This window comes from Paeniglutamicibacter quisquiliarum (assembly GCF_019084045.1).
In the GTDB taxonomy this organism is placed as follows: Bacteria; Actinomycetota; Actinomycetes; order Actinomycetales; family Micrococcaceae; genus Paeniglutamicibacter; species Paeniglutamicibacter quisquiliarum.
The window spans coordinates 51,954-65,662 of sequence record NZ_JAHRED010000001.1; the positions used below are offsets into that span (position 1 = coordinate 51,954).

The 13,709-nt window shown below is 66.5% G+C and carries 13 protein-coding genes; 7 read left to right on the forward strand and 6 right to left on the reverse strand.

What is annotated here, in order from left to right; all coding sequences use genetic code 11:
* The first annotated feature begins 27 nt into the window (after positions 1-27).
* Positions 28-825: a dioxygenase family protein gene (locus KRR55_RS00230; protein ID WP_217387037.1), complete on the forward strand. Its 798-nt coding sequence runs from the start codon at positions 28-30 to the stop codon at positions 823-825.
* A gap of 27 nt (positions 826-852) precedes the next feature.
* Here KRR55_RS00230 and KRR55_RS20600 read toward each other — a convergent pair whose 3' ends face one another.
* Positions 853-1,137, reverse strand: a complete 285-nt coding sequence (locus KRR55_RS20600) for a GNAT family N-acetyltransferase (protein ID WP_336245001.1) — start codon at positions 1,135-1,137, stop codon at positions 853-855.
* 414 nt (positions 1,138-1,551) lie between these two features.
* Between KRR55_RS20600 and KRR55_RS00240 the strand changes: the two genes are divergently transcribed.
* Positions 1,552-2,193: an NADPH-dependent F420 reductase gene (locus KRR55_RS00240; RefSeq protein WP_217387038.1), complete on the forward strand. Its 642-nt coding sequence runs from the start codon at positions 1,552-1,554 to the stop codon at positions 2,191-2,193.
* A 118-nt stretch (positions 2,194-2,311) separates the two neighbouring features.
* On the opposite strand, the gene KRR55_RS00245 is transcribed toward KRR55_RS00240, so the two are convergent.
* From KRR55_RS00245 to KRR55_RS00255, 3 genes are read right to left on the reverse strand one after another with little or no spacing between them, the layout of a single operon-like run.
* Positions 2,312-3,856: a tripartite tricarboxylate transporter permease gene (locus tag KRR55_RS00245; protein ID WP_217387039.1), complete on the reverse strand. Its 1,545-nt coding sequence runs from the start codon at positions 3,854-3,856 to the stop codon at positions 2,312-2,314.
* Between the two features lies 1 nt (position 3,857).
* The gene (locus KRR55_RS00250; RefSeq protein WP_217387040.1) at positions 3,858-4,499 is read right to left on the reverse strand and encodes a tripartite tricarboxylate transporter TctB family protein; all 642 of its coding nucleotides are present in this window, start codon (positions 4,497-4,499) and stop codon (positions 3,858-3,860) included.
* Positions 4,496-5,479 carry a Bug family tripartite tricarboxylate transporter substrate binding protein gene (locus KRR55_RS00255; RefSeq protein ID WP_217387041.1) on the reverse strand — a complete coding sequence of 328 codons (984 nt, stop codon included), beginning with the start codon at positions 5,477-5,479 and terminating at the stop codon, positions 4,496-4,498. The genes KRR55_RS00250 and KRR55_RS00255 overlap by 4 nt, the downstream gene beginning before the upstream one ends.
* A gap of 163 nt (positions 5,480-5,642) precedes the next feature.
* Here KRR55_RS00255 and KRR55_RS00260 point away from each other — a divergent pair, with 163 nt between their 5' ends.
* From KRR55_RS00260 to KRR55_RS00275, 4 genes are all read left to right on the forward strand, one after another.
* Positions 5,643-7,247 (forward strand): sensor histidine kinase, encoded by a 1,605-nt coding sequence (locus KRR55_RS00260; RefSeq protein ID WP_217387042.1) that lies wholly within the window; start codon positions 5,643-5,645, stop codon positions 7,245-7,247.
* On the forward strand, positions 7,244-7,978 hold the full coding sequence (locus KRR55_RS00265) for a response regulator (protein WP_217387043.1): 735 nt from the start codon (positions 7,244-7,246) through the stop codon (positions 7,976-7,978). The genes KRR55_RS00260 and KRR55_RS00265 overlap by 4 nt, the downstream gene beginning before the upstream one ends.
* Before the next feature lie 117 nt (positions 7,979-8,095).
* Positions 8,096-9,589, forward strand: a complete 1,494-nt coding sequence (gene tcuA / locus KRR55_RS00270) for an FAD-dependent tricarballylate dehydrogenase TcuA (protein ID WP_217387044.1) — start codon at positions 8,096-8,098, stop codon at positions 9,587-9,589.
* A 50-nt stretch (positions 9,590-9,639) separates the two neighbouring features.
* On the forward strand, positions 9,640-10,293 hold the full coding sequence (locus KRR55_RS00275; RefSeq protein ID WP_217387045.1) for a GntR family transcriptional regulator: 654 nt from the start codon (positions 9,640-9,642) through the stop codon (positions 10,291-10,293).
* A 94-nt stretch (positions 10,294-10,387) separates the two neighbouring features.
* Here the strand turns inward: KRR55_RS00275 and KRR55_RS00280 are convergent, their stop codons facing one another.
* Together KRR55_RS00280 and KRR55_RS00285 are read right to left on the reverse strand one after the other, a co-directional pair.
* Positions 10,388-11,188: a 3-hydroxybutyrate dehydrogenase gene (locus KRR55_RS00280; RefSeq protein WP_217387046.1), complete on the reverse strand. Its 801-nt coding sequence runs from the start codon at positions 11,186-11,188 to the stop codon at positions 10,388-10,390.
* A gap of 47 nt (positions 11,189-11,235) precedes the next feature.
* Complete coding sequence (locus tag KRR55_RS00285; protein ID WP_217387047.1) at positions 11,236-12,609, reverse strand: MFS transporter; 1,374 nt, start codon at positions 12,607-12,609, stop codon at positions 11,236-11,238.
* Positions 12,610-12,764: 155 nt separating this feature from the next.
* Here KRR55_RS00285 and KRR55_RS00290 point away from each other — a divergent pair, with 155 nt between their 5' ends.
* A complete protein-coding gene (locus KRR55_RS00290) occupies positions 12,765-13,697 on the forward strand; it encodes a LysR family transcriptional regulator (RefSeq protein ID WP_217387048.1) in 933 nt (310 codons plus the stop codon).
* Positions 13,698-13,709: the final 12 nt, after the last annotated feature.

Sequence of the window (13,709 nt, forward strand, 5' to 3'; positions counted from 1 at the left end):
CAACTAAATTTGGTGTATGCTAGTCGCATGACCACTGCAGCCGAACGCCCACCGGTACTCTTCCTCTCCCACGGCGCCCCGCCACTCGCTGACGACGCCACATGGACCTCCCAGCTGGCCGGCTGGTCGGCGACCATGGAAAAGCCCAAGGACATCCTGATGATTTCCGCGCACTGGGAGAACGCGCCCGTTTCCCTGAGCGCCACCCACCAAAAGCAGGAGCTGGTCTACGACTTCTGGGGTTTCCCGCAGCACTACTACGACGTGCGCTACGACGCGCCCATGGCACCGGAGCTGGCCGACGAGGTCGCCCGGCTGACCGGCAATCACGGCCACCACGTGGAGCGCGACGAGACCCGCGGCCTTGACCACGGCGCCTACGTCCCGCTCAAGGAGATGTTCCCCGACGCGGACGTCCCGGTCGTGCAGATGTCGATGCCGACGCTGGACCCGCAGGGATTGTTCGAGCTCGGCCAGTCCCTGGCACCGCTGCGCGATCGCGGCACCATGATCATCGGCTCCGGCTTCACCACCCACAACCTGCGCTGGTTCAACCCGGCCGGGGGACCCGACACGACGCCACCGGCCGCCTCGAGCGAATTCGACCACTGGGCCGAAGAGGCCATGGCGCGCGGGGACGTGGATTCCATCCTGGACTTCCTGCACAAGGCCCCGGCCGCCCGCGAGGCTCACCCGCGCTCCGAGCACTGGGCGCCGCTCTATGTCGCCCTCGGCGCCGCCTATGCCTCCGGTGGCATCGAGGCCAAGACCGCCATTGACGGTTTCTGGTTCGGGCTGTCCAAGCGCTCCTGGTCGCTCACCTAAAGACGGGCTGCAGGGCCCGGTTCACCGTCAGAGGTCGCGGCGCATGATGAGCCGCGTCATCCTGCTGGCCACCGCGTCGGTGGTGCCGATGACGCGGAACCCTGCCTGTTCGAACATCGCCCGGGTTCCGACGAACGCCATGGTGGTGTCCATGCGCCCGTCCGGATCCACGGGGTGCGCCTCGATGGCCGGTGCACCGCGGGAAGCCGCGTACTCCACGGCCCCCTCCAGCAGGTGGGCCGTCACTCCCTGCCGCCGGTGACCGCTGCGCACCACGACGCAGATGATGCTCCACACCGGGACCTCGTCCACGGGACGGATCAACTTCGAGGCGGCCAGGCGGGGGGATCTCGGCCCGCGGCCCGATGCTGCACCATCCGACGGGTTCGCCGTCGCGATAGGTGATGACCCCGGGCGGGTGCTCCCGCTCGCAGAGCCTGCGCATGGCGTTTTCGCGACTGCCGCCGCCGAGCTCGTTGATGTCCTTGACGCCCAGGCGGTGCGAGAGGCACCAGCAATGGGTGTCCCGCCGGGTCGGATTGATGACGTCGGCGAAATCCTCGAAGTTCTCCGGCGTGACAGGATGGGTTTCCCACCGCGGACTCGTTGTGGTCTCGGCCATGGGACCATTCTGTCGTTTTACTTCGCGACCCGCCAAGTAGAGTCCACCGCGTAACCTGGAGACGCACGGGAATGTGACGCCCAGAGGGCATCGTTGGAACCCACATGACTGTCATCGGAATCATCGGAGCAGGACACATTGGATCCCAGGTCGCGCGCAAGGCCGTGCAACTGGGATATGACGTGGTCATCGGCAATTCGCGTGGGCCACAAACCCTCATGGACCTGGTGGCCGAACTGGGACCGCGGGCCCGTGCCGCCACTGCGACCGAGGCCGCGGAGGCGGGCGACTTCGCGGTGGCCACCATTCCGCTGGGGAACTACACGGACCTTCCCGTCGAAGCGCTGGCAGGAAAGATCGTGATCGACACGATCAACTACTACTGGGAGCGCGATGGCCGAATACCGGCGCTGGATGACGGTGAAGCCACGACTTCCGGCTTGGTCCAGGAACATCTGAAGGAATCCCGGGTGGCCAAGGGCTTTAACCACATCCTCGCCGCGGAAATCACGACCACCGGTGCACCGACCGGCATCGAAAATCGCCGTGCCTTAGCCACCGCGAGTGACCACGAGGACGCGGCGGCGCTCGTCACCCGACTGTACGACGAATTCGGCTTCGACACCGTCAACATCGGCCCGCTGGCCGAGAGCTGGCGGGTGGAGCGCGACCGCCCGTCCTACGTTGTGCGGCAAAACGCGGAAGAACTGACGGCCAACCTGGCCAAGGCGCCGCGGGTCATCTAGTTCGGCCCAACGCTTGGTTGTATAACGGTGGCCTTGTCTGTTAAGAAATGGGAGGTCGTCACAGTTGGACCGTGACGACCTCCCATTTCAGGATGTTTCTAGTTCGGGATCTGAGTGCCTAGACGCCGATTCTGTCGGAGTCGAATTTCGGTGCCTGGCTCCTTGCCGCCTTGCTGTGGCGCAGGTGCTGGATACCGGTGATCAGCAGGGCGATCACCAATAGTCCGTAGAGCACCAGGGTGACGGGGCTGCCGACCAGGATCGACAGGTCGCCTTCCGAGACGGTCAGCGCGCGGCGCAGTTCCGTTTCGGCCAGGGGGCCGAGGATCACCGCGATCAGCACGGGCGCGAGCGGGAACTTGTAGCGGCGCATCAGGAAGCCCAGCAGCCCGATGGCCAGCAGGATCCACAGGTCAACGATCGATGAACTGATCGCGTAGACGCCAAGTACCGAGAGCACGGTGATGCCGGCGTAGAGGTAGTGCCGGGGAATGAGCAGGAGCTTGGCCCAGAGCACGGCGAACTGCATGTTCAGGATCAGCAGGATGACCAAGCCGATGAACAGCGACGCGAGCAGCGTCCAGACCATCGGGCCACTGCGTTCGAACAGCAGGGGACCTGGCTGCATTCCGTACTGCTGGAAGGCCGCCAGCATGATGGCCGCCGTCGCCGAGGTGGGAAGGCCCAGTGCGAGAAGTGCGCCCATGGCGGTGCCGGCGGTCGCGTTTGCCGCCGCTTCCGGGGCGGCAACGCCCCGGATGGACCCGCTGGTGCCGAAGTCGGTGTCGCCGTTGCGGGCAGCGAGCTTCTTTTCGGTGCCATAGGCCAGGAAGGTGGGGACCTCGGAACCGCCGGCGGGGATGACGCCGAACGGTACACCGAATGCCGTGCCACGCAGCCAGGCCGGAAGCGCCCGCCGGATGTCCCGCAGGTCCAGGCGGGGCTTGCCCTTGGACTCGACCCGCGTGGCCGCATCGTCGCGGTGGATGCGCGAGGCAATGTGAAGGACTTCGCCGAGCGCCAGCAGCCCGACGGTGATTACCACGATTGACATGCCGTCGAAGAGCTGCGGCAGGCCCAGCGTAAAGCGCGCCGTTCCCGACGGTCCGTCAACGCCGACCAGTGCGAGGACCAGACCCAGTCCCAGGGACAGCAGGCCCTTGACCACCGAGTCGGAAACCACGGAGGAAATCGCGAGGAACGCGAAGACTGCCAGGGCGAAGTATTCGGCGGGGCCGAACGCCGTTGCCATCTTGACGAGCACCGGGGCGAAGAAGACCACGACCGTCGTGGCGATGAGTCCGCCGATGAAGGCACCCATGGCGGCGGTGGCCAATGCCTTGGCAGCCCTGCCGTCGAGGGCCATGCGGTGGCCTTCGAAGGTGGAGGCGATGGCCGATGAGTTGCCGGGCGTGTTCAGCAGGATGCCGGAGGTTGAATCCCCGAAGAGCCCGCCGTAATAGACGCCGGCGAACATGATGAATGCCGCGGTTGGATCCAGTGAAAACGTGATGGGCAGCAGGAGGGCAACGGCCATGGCCGAGCCGAGACCTGGCAATACGCCCACCGCGGTGCCGAGGACCGCACCGATCAGCACCCACAGGAGATTCATGGGTGTCAGGGCCGAGGCGAACCCCTCCATGAGCATGGTTATGGATTCCATGTCAGATCAGTCCTTCCAAGAAGCCGGAGGGCAGGTTGAGGCCGAGGCCGGCGTTGAAGGCCAGCTGGATGACCGCGGAAAACAGGATCGAGATGCTGATGTCGAAGAGCGGGCGCTTGCTGCCCAGTGCACGGCAGACGACCCAGAAGAGGCCGGCGGCGCTGAGAATCCAGCCCAGGACGGGCAGCGCCACAATGAATGCGGCCACGCCGCCGATGACCGTGCCCAACGTCTTCCAGTCCGAATAGGCTTTTCGCTTGCCGGTGGCGGAGGGCGGTGCGGTGGGGCGATAGATCGACTTGCCCTCGGTGTCGCCCAGGTCTCCGAGCATGTCGCTGGAGAAATCGGGGTTGTGCCCCTCGCTGTCGGCGTGCGGGAAACGCCTGGTGCGCAGGATCTGGATCGTGTGGATGGCCGCCATGAGGAAGAGCAACACGCAAACGATGGTGGGGAAGAACTGCGGCCCCGGAACGCTGGTGCCCATCACCTCCATGGTGGCGGTTCCGTAGCTGAGGAAACCGGCAAGGGTGAAGACCAGTGCCGGGACGATCAGTTCGCTGCGACCCGACCAGAAGCCGGTGATTCGCACCGGGTAGTCCTCTGTCTTCCGCCCGGTAGCGGGGGAATCTTCTATCGTCTTCACAGTCCCAGCCCTTCCACGATGTCCTTGGTGATGGCGACCTCGGAGTCGATGAACTCCTCGAATTCGTCGCCGGTCATGAAGCTGTCCGTCCAGCTATTGCGTTCAAGCGCTCCCTGCCAGTGCTCCGTCTGGCGATACTCGGAGACGATGTCCACGAATTCCTGCTTTTGCTCCTCCGTGATGCCCGGGGCAGCGGCAACGCCGCGCCAGTTGGCCATCGAGGCGTCGACGCCCTGTTCCTTGAACGTGGGAACGTCGACCCCGGGGAGGCGTTCCTCCGAGGAAATCGCCAACGCGCGCAGGGTTCCGGCTTCGATCTGGTCGGCAACCTCGTTGTAGCCGGAGATGCCGCCGACGGTGGTCCCGGAAAGCATGGAGGTCAGCGCCTCGCCGCCGCCGGAGTAGGCGATGTAGTTGGTCTTGAGCGGATCAATGCCGACCTTCTGCGCGACCAGACCCGTCAGCAGGTGGTCGATGGACCCCAGCGAACCGCCGGAAATCGATGTTCCGCCCGGATCTTCCTTCCAGCGCTTGATGAAGTCATCCAGCGTCTGGAACTCCGATTTGGCCGGTACCACCAACACGGCGTAGTCATCTGCAAGCCGGGCGATGGGAACGATGTCGTCGAAGGTGGACTCGGAGTCGGCGAGTTCGATGGCGCCGACCATGACGCCGCCGGTGACCATCAACATGTCGTGGCGACCGTGCATCTGGACGAACTGGCTCAAGCCGATGGTTCCTCCGGCACCCGGCACATTGACGACCTGCGCGTTGTTCACCACGCCACCGGACTTCAGGGCCTGCTGCGACTCGCGGGCGAACCCGTCCCAGCCGCCGCCGGGTGCCGCCGGGGCCATGAGGACGAGTTTCGAACGCGCGGTCGCCTCGCCTCCGCTTGCGGCCGCATTGACCAGTGCCAGACCCGCCACGACAGCGACGACGGTGCCGTATAGCGTCTTCTTGATTATGCTCTTGCTCATTTTCATCCGTAATCTCATGGGTGGTGGACCGGGTGTCATTGGCGGGTCCCTCGACCACAAAGGTGCCAGAGAAGTGATCTGAGGCACAGCGAAAATGTGCTTTAGTTCATAAGAACAGTAAAGAAAACAAAGTCAACGAGACCTGGAAGAGGCCTGGATCGACGTGCATTCCCTATCGAAAAACCGCCGCCGTGCGCAGCTGCTGGCGTTGCAGTTGGGGATCGTGCTGGGGCTGATGGGCGCGGTCTCGATTGTGGTCCTGGCTTTCGAGGACCACCGAACACAAGAGGTGGCCTTCGACCGTGTCCACACCGTGGCCGTGCAAATGGCAGCCCAGGAGACTGTCCAGGAGCATCTGGGGAAGCCCCGGGCCACGGAGGTGATAGCACCCATCGCGAATCTGGCGACGGCGGTCTCGGGCGTCCGGTATGTGACGGTGGCGGATCTGGCAGGAATTCGGGTGGCACACCCGGATCCGGACCGCATCGGGGAGCCCGTGTCGTCGGACCATGACCCGGTGCGCGCCGGCGAGTCCTTCCGGGGAACGGAGGACGGCCCGCAGGGCGTTACTTTGCGGGCCAAGGAGCCTGTGTGGTTCGACGGTGAAGTGGTCGGTACCGTGTCCGTGGGGATCCTGCAGAGCGATATCCGCGGTGAGCTGCTCGACGTCGTGGGAACGGTTGCACCTTGGATCCTTGGGGCCGCGGCGCTGGGAACAATTGCCTCGGCGTTGACCGCGAGAGTGGTACGCCGACGGATCTACGGAGTGGAGCCGGAGGCCGTCGCGGGCTTGCTGCAGTCCCAGCAGGCGCTGCTTTTCAGCGTGCATGACGGCGTCGTGGGTGTTGACACTGAGGGAAGATTGACCCTGGTGAACGACGAAGCGCGGCGGTTGCTGGGGCTGGAGGGCGAGGTTGTGGGTGCAAAGGCCGCCGACGTGCTCGACCCGACCGTCCACGCCCAGCTCAGCAGCGAGGCCCCGGAAGCAGAGGAAACGCAATTCGTCCTCTCGGGGGAACGCATCCTGGTGGCAACCCGCCGAGAGGCGTTGGCCAACGGCAAATCGCTGGGCCGGACCTTGACCCTGGTGGATCGGACCGAAATGGAAGCCACCTTGCGCGAGCTGAAGGGCCAGCGAAGCCTGGCCGATGCCTTGGCGTCGCAGGCCCACGAATTTTCCAACCGATTGCACGTGCTGTCCGGCTACCTGTCCTTTGGCGAACCGGGGGAGGCGGCGGAATACCTGCAAAGAATCAGCGGCGCGACCCTCGGCGCCGAGGCCGGTAGCCTTGGGGACCCGGCCCTCTCGGGACTCGTTGGCGCCAACGCGGCCAACGCGCGGGAAGCCGGGGTGCGATTGGTGGTCGATCCGGAGTCCGGCACCGAGCCGGATTGGCGCGCCGATGAGGACGCCCTGACGGTGGTGGGCAACCTGCTGAGCAACGCGATCGAGGCCGCCGGCGACGGGGGGCAGGTGCGGCTGTTGCTGAATGCCGGGGCGAAGGGACTGCGGATCTGTGTGGAAGACAGCGGCCCGGGCATCGCCCCGAGCGCGGTCGAGGAGGTCTTTAGGCGCGGGGTGAGCAGCAAGCCGGGGGCCGGAGTGCAACACGGTATCGGGCTGGCGCTGGTCGACCGGGTCATCAGGCGCCGTGCCGGCTCGGTTGAAGTGTCCTCGGGCGACCTGGGCGGGGCCATGATCACCGTCGAATGGAACTGGCTGGCAGCAACGGTGCTGCCGGGAAGCGAAGTGGGGGAAATTGCATGATCAGGACGCTGATTGTCGACGACGATCCGGATATCGCACGCCTGCACGCCCGCTACGTTGACGCGCTGGACGGTTTCGAGGTGGCGGGCGTGCTCGAGCGCGGCGGGCCGGTCCTGGCGTTCCTCGAGGAGCAGCCCGTTGACTTGGTGCTTCTCGACGTGAACCTCCCCGACATGGATGGCCTGCAGGTGCTGGAGGACCTGCGCGGCAGCGGGCACGAGACGGGAGTCATCATGATCACCGCCGCCAGCGAACGCGACACCGTGCGGTTCGCCGTGGGTCGTGGAATCGACGACTACCTGGTCAAGCCCTTCACCGTGACCGACTTCAACCGTCGGCTCGAGGCATTCCGGGTCGCCCGATCCGAGGCCGCCCCCGAAGTCGGACCCATTCTGGACCAGGGGGATATCGATTTCATGCTACGAGCGGGCGAGCCGGAAGGCCGGGCCGCGAGCCGCGGCGCGGCGGCCCCGGTCGACTCCGGCGCGCCGCTTCCCAAGGGATTTTCCCAGCCAACGGTCCAGTTGGTGGGCCAGGCGCTGCGCGAGGCGGCAGGCAGGGGCGGGGCCGGCGACATGTCCGCAGCCGAGGTCTCCGAGGGCTGCGGAATCTCGCGGGTGAGTGCGCGGCGGTACCTGGAGATGATGACTGGCCGCGGGCTCGCGGAGTTGCGGCCCAAGTACGGCGCGCCGGGCCGCCCGGAACACCGCTACCGCTGGATCGGGGAATAGCCGGGCTGAACCGGACGAGCACCTGGAGGATGTCGACCCTCTGGCGCACTCTGTATATTTGTGTATACACTCGTATCCAGAAGGCTCCGGACGGGGTCGAAGACAGGGAGGCTCGCGATGAGCAGCACGGTAAACGAAGCAGGCAACGAACACGTGGCAGATGTCATCGTCGTGGGCGGCGGCAACGCCGCCTTCACCGCGGCACACGCCGCGGCGGTGCGCGGACGCAAGGTGCTTCTGCTCGAGAAGGCGCCGCAGGAGCTCTTCGGCGGAAACAGCTACTACACGGCGGGCGCGACCCGCATCGCCCACAACGGCATCGATGACCTGCGCGACTTCATCGAATACGACGACCGCCACGCCGTCAGCGAGGTCCCGCCGTACTCGGCCGCCGAGTACGCCGCCGACCTCGTGAAGGTCACCGAGGGGCGCAACGACCCGGAACTGACCGAGGTCCTGGTCAATGAGGCAGCACCGGGCCTGCGCTGGCTCCAGGGTCTGGGCCTGAAGTACCGCCTGATGTACGAGCGCCAGGCCTACGAACGCGAGGACGGCAGCTACCTCTTCTGGGGCGGCCTGCATGTCGGAAACGTTGGCGGCGGCGAGGGCCTGATGGCCGACCACGTTGCCGTGGCCGAGAAGCTCGGCACCGAAGTCCGCTACGGACAGGACGTCTTTGACCTGATCCTCGAGGGCGGCGCCGTCAAGGGCGTGAAGGTCCGCGCCGAGGACGGAAGCGTGCAGGAACTGCGCGCCGAATCCGTGGTCCTGGGGGCCGGAGGCTTCGAATCCAACCCGGAAATGCGCCGCAAGCACCTCGGAGAGGGCTGGGAGAACGCCAAGATTCGCGGCACCGCCTTCAACAACGGCGACATGATCACCGCCGGCCTGGCCGCAGGAGCGGCCAAGGGCGGGGACTGGGGAACCTGCCACTCGGTGCAGTGGGATGCGTTCACCGCCAAGAACGAGTCAAACCGCGAGCTGACCAACCGCTTGACCCGCCAGAGCTACCCGCTGGGCATCATCGTGAACAACCGCGGCGAGCGCTTCCTGGACGAGGGCGAGGACTTCCGCAACTACACCTATGCCAAGTACGGCAAGGTCATCCTGCAGCAGCCCGACTCGATCGCCTACCAGATCTTCGACGCCACGCTGCGCCCGATGCTGCGCACCGAGGAATATGACATGCCCGGCATCTCGGTGGAATCCGCCGACACCGTAGAGGAACTGGCGGCGAAGATCGGCGTGGATCCCGCGGCCCTGGCCAAGACCATCACCGACTACAACGAATCGATCGATACCTCCAAGCCGTTCGATCCGAACGTCAAGGATGGCCGCGCGGCAAACACCGTGCCGCGGAAGTCGAACTGGGGCCACCCGCTGGTCACCGGTCCGTACTACGCCTACGGGGTCACTTGCGGCATCACCTTCACCTTCGGCGGCCTGAAGTCCGATACCCACGGCCGCGTGCTGGACGAGGCGGGCGAGCACCTGCCCGGGCTCTATGTCTGCGGCGAAATGCTCGGTGGCCTCTTCTCCGCGAACTACCCCGGTGGTTCCGGGCTTGCAGCCGGCGTCGTGTTCGGGCGCCGTGCCGGTACGCTGGCCTAGGCAAGAAATTACGACGGAGCCCCCTTGACGTGGGGCGGAGATGGGTTGAGATGGCGGCAAAGGTGGACTCGGAGACGATCCATGCCGAACTGCGTGCCGAAATACTGCACGGCTCCCACGCCCCGGGCACCGCGTTCAAGGAAGTGGCCCTGGCCGAGCGCTTCGGCGTCTCGCGCACCCCGGTGCGCGAGGCGCTGGGCCGGCTGCAGCAGGAGGGGTTGCTCGAGCGCGGGGTCCGCGGGCTCCAGGTGCGCAACATCGACCCCGAACAGCTCATGCAGGTCTACGACCTGAGGATTTTGCTGGAGGGGCAGGCCGCCCTGGAAGCGGCTGCCACGCGGACCGAGATGGACCTGATCCGCCTCGAGGGCCTGGTTGAACGGGACAGGGCATTGCCGGATCCGGATGACCAAACGCGCCTGCGGACCAACATCGAGTTCCACTCCGCACTCTGGACGGCGGCGCACAACCCGATCCTGAAGGACCTGCTGGACCGCCTGTCGACCCACCAGATCCATGCGCCCTCCTCGACGCTGTCGGTCGGCGCCAGGTGGGCGGATTCCCTGGACGAGCATGCCGAAATGGTGCGGCTCATCCGGAACCGCGATGGCGCTGCGGCGCAGGAGGCCATGCGCCGGCACATGGGCGAGGCGCGCAGGATCCGGCTCTCGCTCTTTGGGCAGATAGGTCTGCCCCAAGGCTGAGCCCGCCGGGAAAGCCGAACGCAAAACCGTCCCCGGGCGGGCGCTTGATGCGCCCGCCCGGGGACGGTTTTGTTGCTGGAACGGAAGGCTGGAACTAGCGGGCCGACCAGCCGCCGTCCATGGTGTAGCTGGCACCAGTCACCATCGAGGCCTCGTCGCCGGCCAACCAGGCCACCAGCGAGGCTACTTCCTCCGGCTCGACCAGGCGCTTGATGGCGCTCTCGGTCAGCATGATCTTGGCCAGGACCTCGGCCTCGGGGATGGAATGGACCCGGGCCTGGTCCGCCAGCTGCTTTTCCACCAGCGGGGTCCGCACGTAGCCGGGGTTGACGCAATTGCTGGTCACCCCGAACTCCCCGCCCTCCAGCGCGGTGACCTTGGACAGCCCCTCGAGCCCGTGCTTGGCCGTCACGTAGGCGGACTTGAACGGGGAGGCGCGCAACCCGTGCACGGAGGAGACGTTGATGATCCGCCCGAATCCCTGCGCGTACATCTTGGGCAGTGCCGCGCGGATCAGCAGGAACGGGACCTCCACCATGAGGGTCATGATCCGGCGGAAGTCAGCCGGGTCGAAGTCCTGGATCGGGCTGACGTGCTGGATCCCGGCGTTGTTGACCAGGATGTCCACCCCGTCGAGCGCTGCATCCAGCGTGTCGTCGGCGACGGAGGCCGGGTCGAGCAGGTCCACCGCCCAGGCGGTGCCGCCGACTTCCGCGGCCACCGCCCCGGCTCCCTCCGCGTCCCTGTCGGCGACGACGACGTGGGCGCCGCGGGCGGCCAGCGCGCGCACCGCGGCCAAGCCGATCCCGCTGGCGCCGCCGGTGACCAGTGCCCGCCTTCCCGAGAGCGGCTGCAGTGCGGACTTGGCCGCCCGTTCGGTTTCCTGGTTCGTCATGTGTTTTCCCTTGGGTAGAACGTGTCGGATGCGGGGCGCGGGGACGCTCAGCCGTTGACCCGGGCGGTGTTCAGCCCGTGCTTGCGGGCATCGGCGTCGTCGATGTCGTGGAGCGAGGCGCCCCGGGTTTCCTTCAGCGTAACCACCGCGACGGCGGTGACGGCGCAGGCCGCGGCGACGTAGATGGCCACCGGCAGCCAGGAGCCGAAGTCCTTGAGCAGTGCCGTCGCGATGATCGGCGCCATCGAGCCCGCCACGATCGAGGTGACCTGGTAGCCCAGGGAGACCCCGGAGTAGCGCATGCGGGTCGGGAACATCTCGGCCATGATGGCGGGCTGCCCGGCGTACATCAGCGCGTGGAAGCACAGGCCGATGGTGACGGCCAGGATGATGACGACCGGGTTGCGGGTGTCGAACATCGGGAAGGCGAAGAACGCCCAGCTTGCCCCGAGCACCGCTCCGGCCAGGTAGACCGGCTTGCGCCCGAAGGCGTCGGAGAGCCGTCCGACCTGCGGGATCACCAGGAAGTGGATGACGTGGGCGACCAGCAGGGCCAGCAGCAGCTGGCTCGTGTCGTAGGCGTGGACGGTCTTGAGGTAGACGATGGTGAAGGAGACGATGATGTAGTAGAGGATGTTCTCGGCAAAGCGCAGGCCCATGGCGCCGAAGATGCCCTTGGGGTACTTGCGCACGACCTCCAGCACGCCGTAGCTCACGGCCTTGTCGGCCTCCACCTGGGCGCGGGCCTCCAGGAAGATCGGCGCCTCGGAGACGTGGGTGCGGATGTAGTAGCCGATGATGACGATGAAGGCCGAGACCCAGAAGGCCACGCGCCAGCCCCAGGACAGGAATTGGTCCGCCGGCAGGATCCAGCTCATGCCCAGCAGCACCAGCGTGGCCAGCAGGTTGCCCACCGGAACCGCGGCCTGCGGCCAGCTGGACCAGAAGCCGCGCGACTTGTCGGGGCTGTGCTCGGCCACCAGCAGCACGGCACCGCCCCACTCGCCGCCCACGGCGAAGCCCTGGACGAAACGCAGGATCACCAGCAGTGCCGGTGCCCAGTAGCCGATGGAGTTGAAGCCGGGCAGGCAGCCCATCAGGAACGTTGCCACGCCGACCATGATGATGGTGACCTGCAGCGTGTGCTTGCGCCCGAGCTTGTCGCCGATCTGCCCGAACACGATGCCGCCCAGCGGCCGGGCGATGAAGCCCACCGCGTAGGTCAGGAAGGCGGCGATGATGCCGTCCAGCTCGCTGTCGGCGTTGGGGAAGAAGAACTTGCCGAAGACCAGGGAGGCGGCGGTGGCGTAGAGGAAGAACTCGTACCACTCCACCACCGTGCCCACCATCGAGGCGGCGACGATCTTTTTTAGCCCCGAGTCCTCTTTTGTGCCTACATCCGTCGGCTGGTTGACGCTCATCGGCGCTCTCCTTTGTTCTGCCGGTGTCGGCGTCGACCTCGGCGTTGCGGGTGGTCCTGTGACCCATCGCACAGGAAGACTCCACCCAGTATGGACACGGACCCACGTGTGCATCAATGACCACTTAGGCAGAGATCGGGTGCAGAATTGCAGATATGAAATCCCCGTCACCCGGCGGCACCGCCGCAAACCCCGATGACCTGCTGATCCTGCTCGCCGTAGCGCGTACCGGGCGCTTCACGACCGCGGCCGAAAGCCTGGGCCTGAACCACACCACCGTCTCGCGCCGGATCGCCGCCCTGGAAAAGGCCCTCGGCGGCCGGACGCTTGCCCGCACCGTGGGCGGGTGGGAGCTGACGGACCTGGGCCGAAGGGCAGTGCGCGCGGCGGAGGACGTGGAAACCGCGGTCGCCACCATCGTCGAGGGCGAGCAGGACGCGGACAAGATCGCCGGCGTCGTGCGCATTTCCGCCACCGACGGCTTCAGCGCGTTCATCATCGCCCCCGCCGTGGCCCAGCTGCGCCTCAAACACCCGAACCTCAGCGTGGAAATTGTCAATGTCACCCGCCGGGCGCTGCAGCACCGCTCCGGACTGGACCTTGAGGTGGTGGTCGGCGAGCCCCAGGTGCATCGGGCGGAGGCGATCCGGCTCGGCGACTACACGCTGGGGATGTACGCCTCGCGCCGCTATCTGGAGGACTTCGGCACGCCCGCGGGCGTCGCCGAACTGGGCGCGCACGGGCTGGTGTACTTCGTCGACTCGATGCTGCAGGTCGATGACCTGGATGCCCCGCGCCGGCTGGTTCCCGGGATGTCGGATGCGCTCAGCTCCACCAACGTTTTCGTCCACGTCGAGGCCACGCGTGCCGGGGCCGGGATCGGCTTCCTGCCCTGCTACATGGCCGACCGGCACCCGGATCTGGTGCGGCTGCTGCCCGGGGACTTTGCCGAACGGCTTCCGTACTGGATGGTGCTGCGCCCCGACTCGCTGCGCCAGCCCGCCGTCGCCGCGGTGGCCCAAGCGCTGCGGAACCGCACGGCAGCCGTCCAGGAGGCGCTGTTGGGCAGGGAGATGCTGGACTACTGAGGCCCGTGCGGG

Bases quoted from the DNA above. Each gene is read 5' to 3' on its own strand.
- KRR55_RS00290 (WP_217387048.1), top strand. From the start codon at position 12,765: ATGAAATCCCCGTCACCCGGCGGCACCGCCGCAAACCCCGATGACCTG.
- KRR55_RS00275 (WP_217387045.1), top strand. From the start codon at position 9,640: ATGGCGGCAAAGGTGGACTCGGAGACGATCCATGCCGAACTGCGTGCC.
- KRR55_RS00255 (WP_217387041.1), bottom strand. From the start codon at position 5,479: ATGAGCAAGAGCATAATCAAGAAGACGCTATACGGCACCGTCGTCGCT.
- KRR55_RS00240 (WP_217387038.1), top strand. From the start codon at position 1,552: ATGACTGTCATCGGAATCATCGGAGCAGGACACATTGGATCCCAGGTC.
- KRR55_RS00280 (WP_217387046.1), bottom strand. From the start codon at position 11,188: ATGACGAACCAGGAAACCGAACGGGCGGCCAAGTCCGCACTGCAGCCG.
- tcuA (WP_217387044.1), top strand. From the start codon at position 8,096: ATGAGCAGCACGGTAAACGAAGCAGGCAACGAACACGTGGCAGATGTC.
- KRR55_RS00285 (WP_217387047.1), bottom strand. From the start codon at position 12,609: ATGAGCGTCAACCAGCCGACGGATGTAGGCACAAAAGAGGACTCGGGG.
- KRR55_RS00265 (WP_217387043.1), top strand. From the start codon at position 7,244: ATGATCAGGACGCTGATTGTCGACGACGATCCGGATATCGCACGCCTG.
- KRR55_RS00245 (WP_217387039.1), bottom strand. From the start codon at position 3,856: ATGGAATCCATAACCATGCTCATGGAGGGGTTCGCCTCGGCCCTGACA.
- KRR55_RS00230 (WP_217387037.1), top strand. From the start codon at position 28: ATGACCACTGCAGCCGAACGCCCACCGGTACTCTTCCTCTCCCACGGC.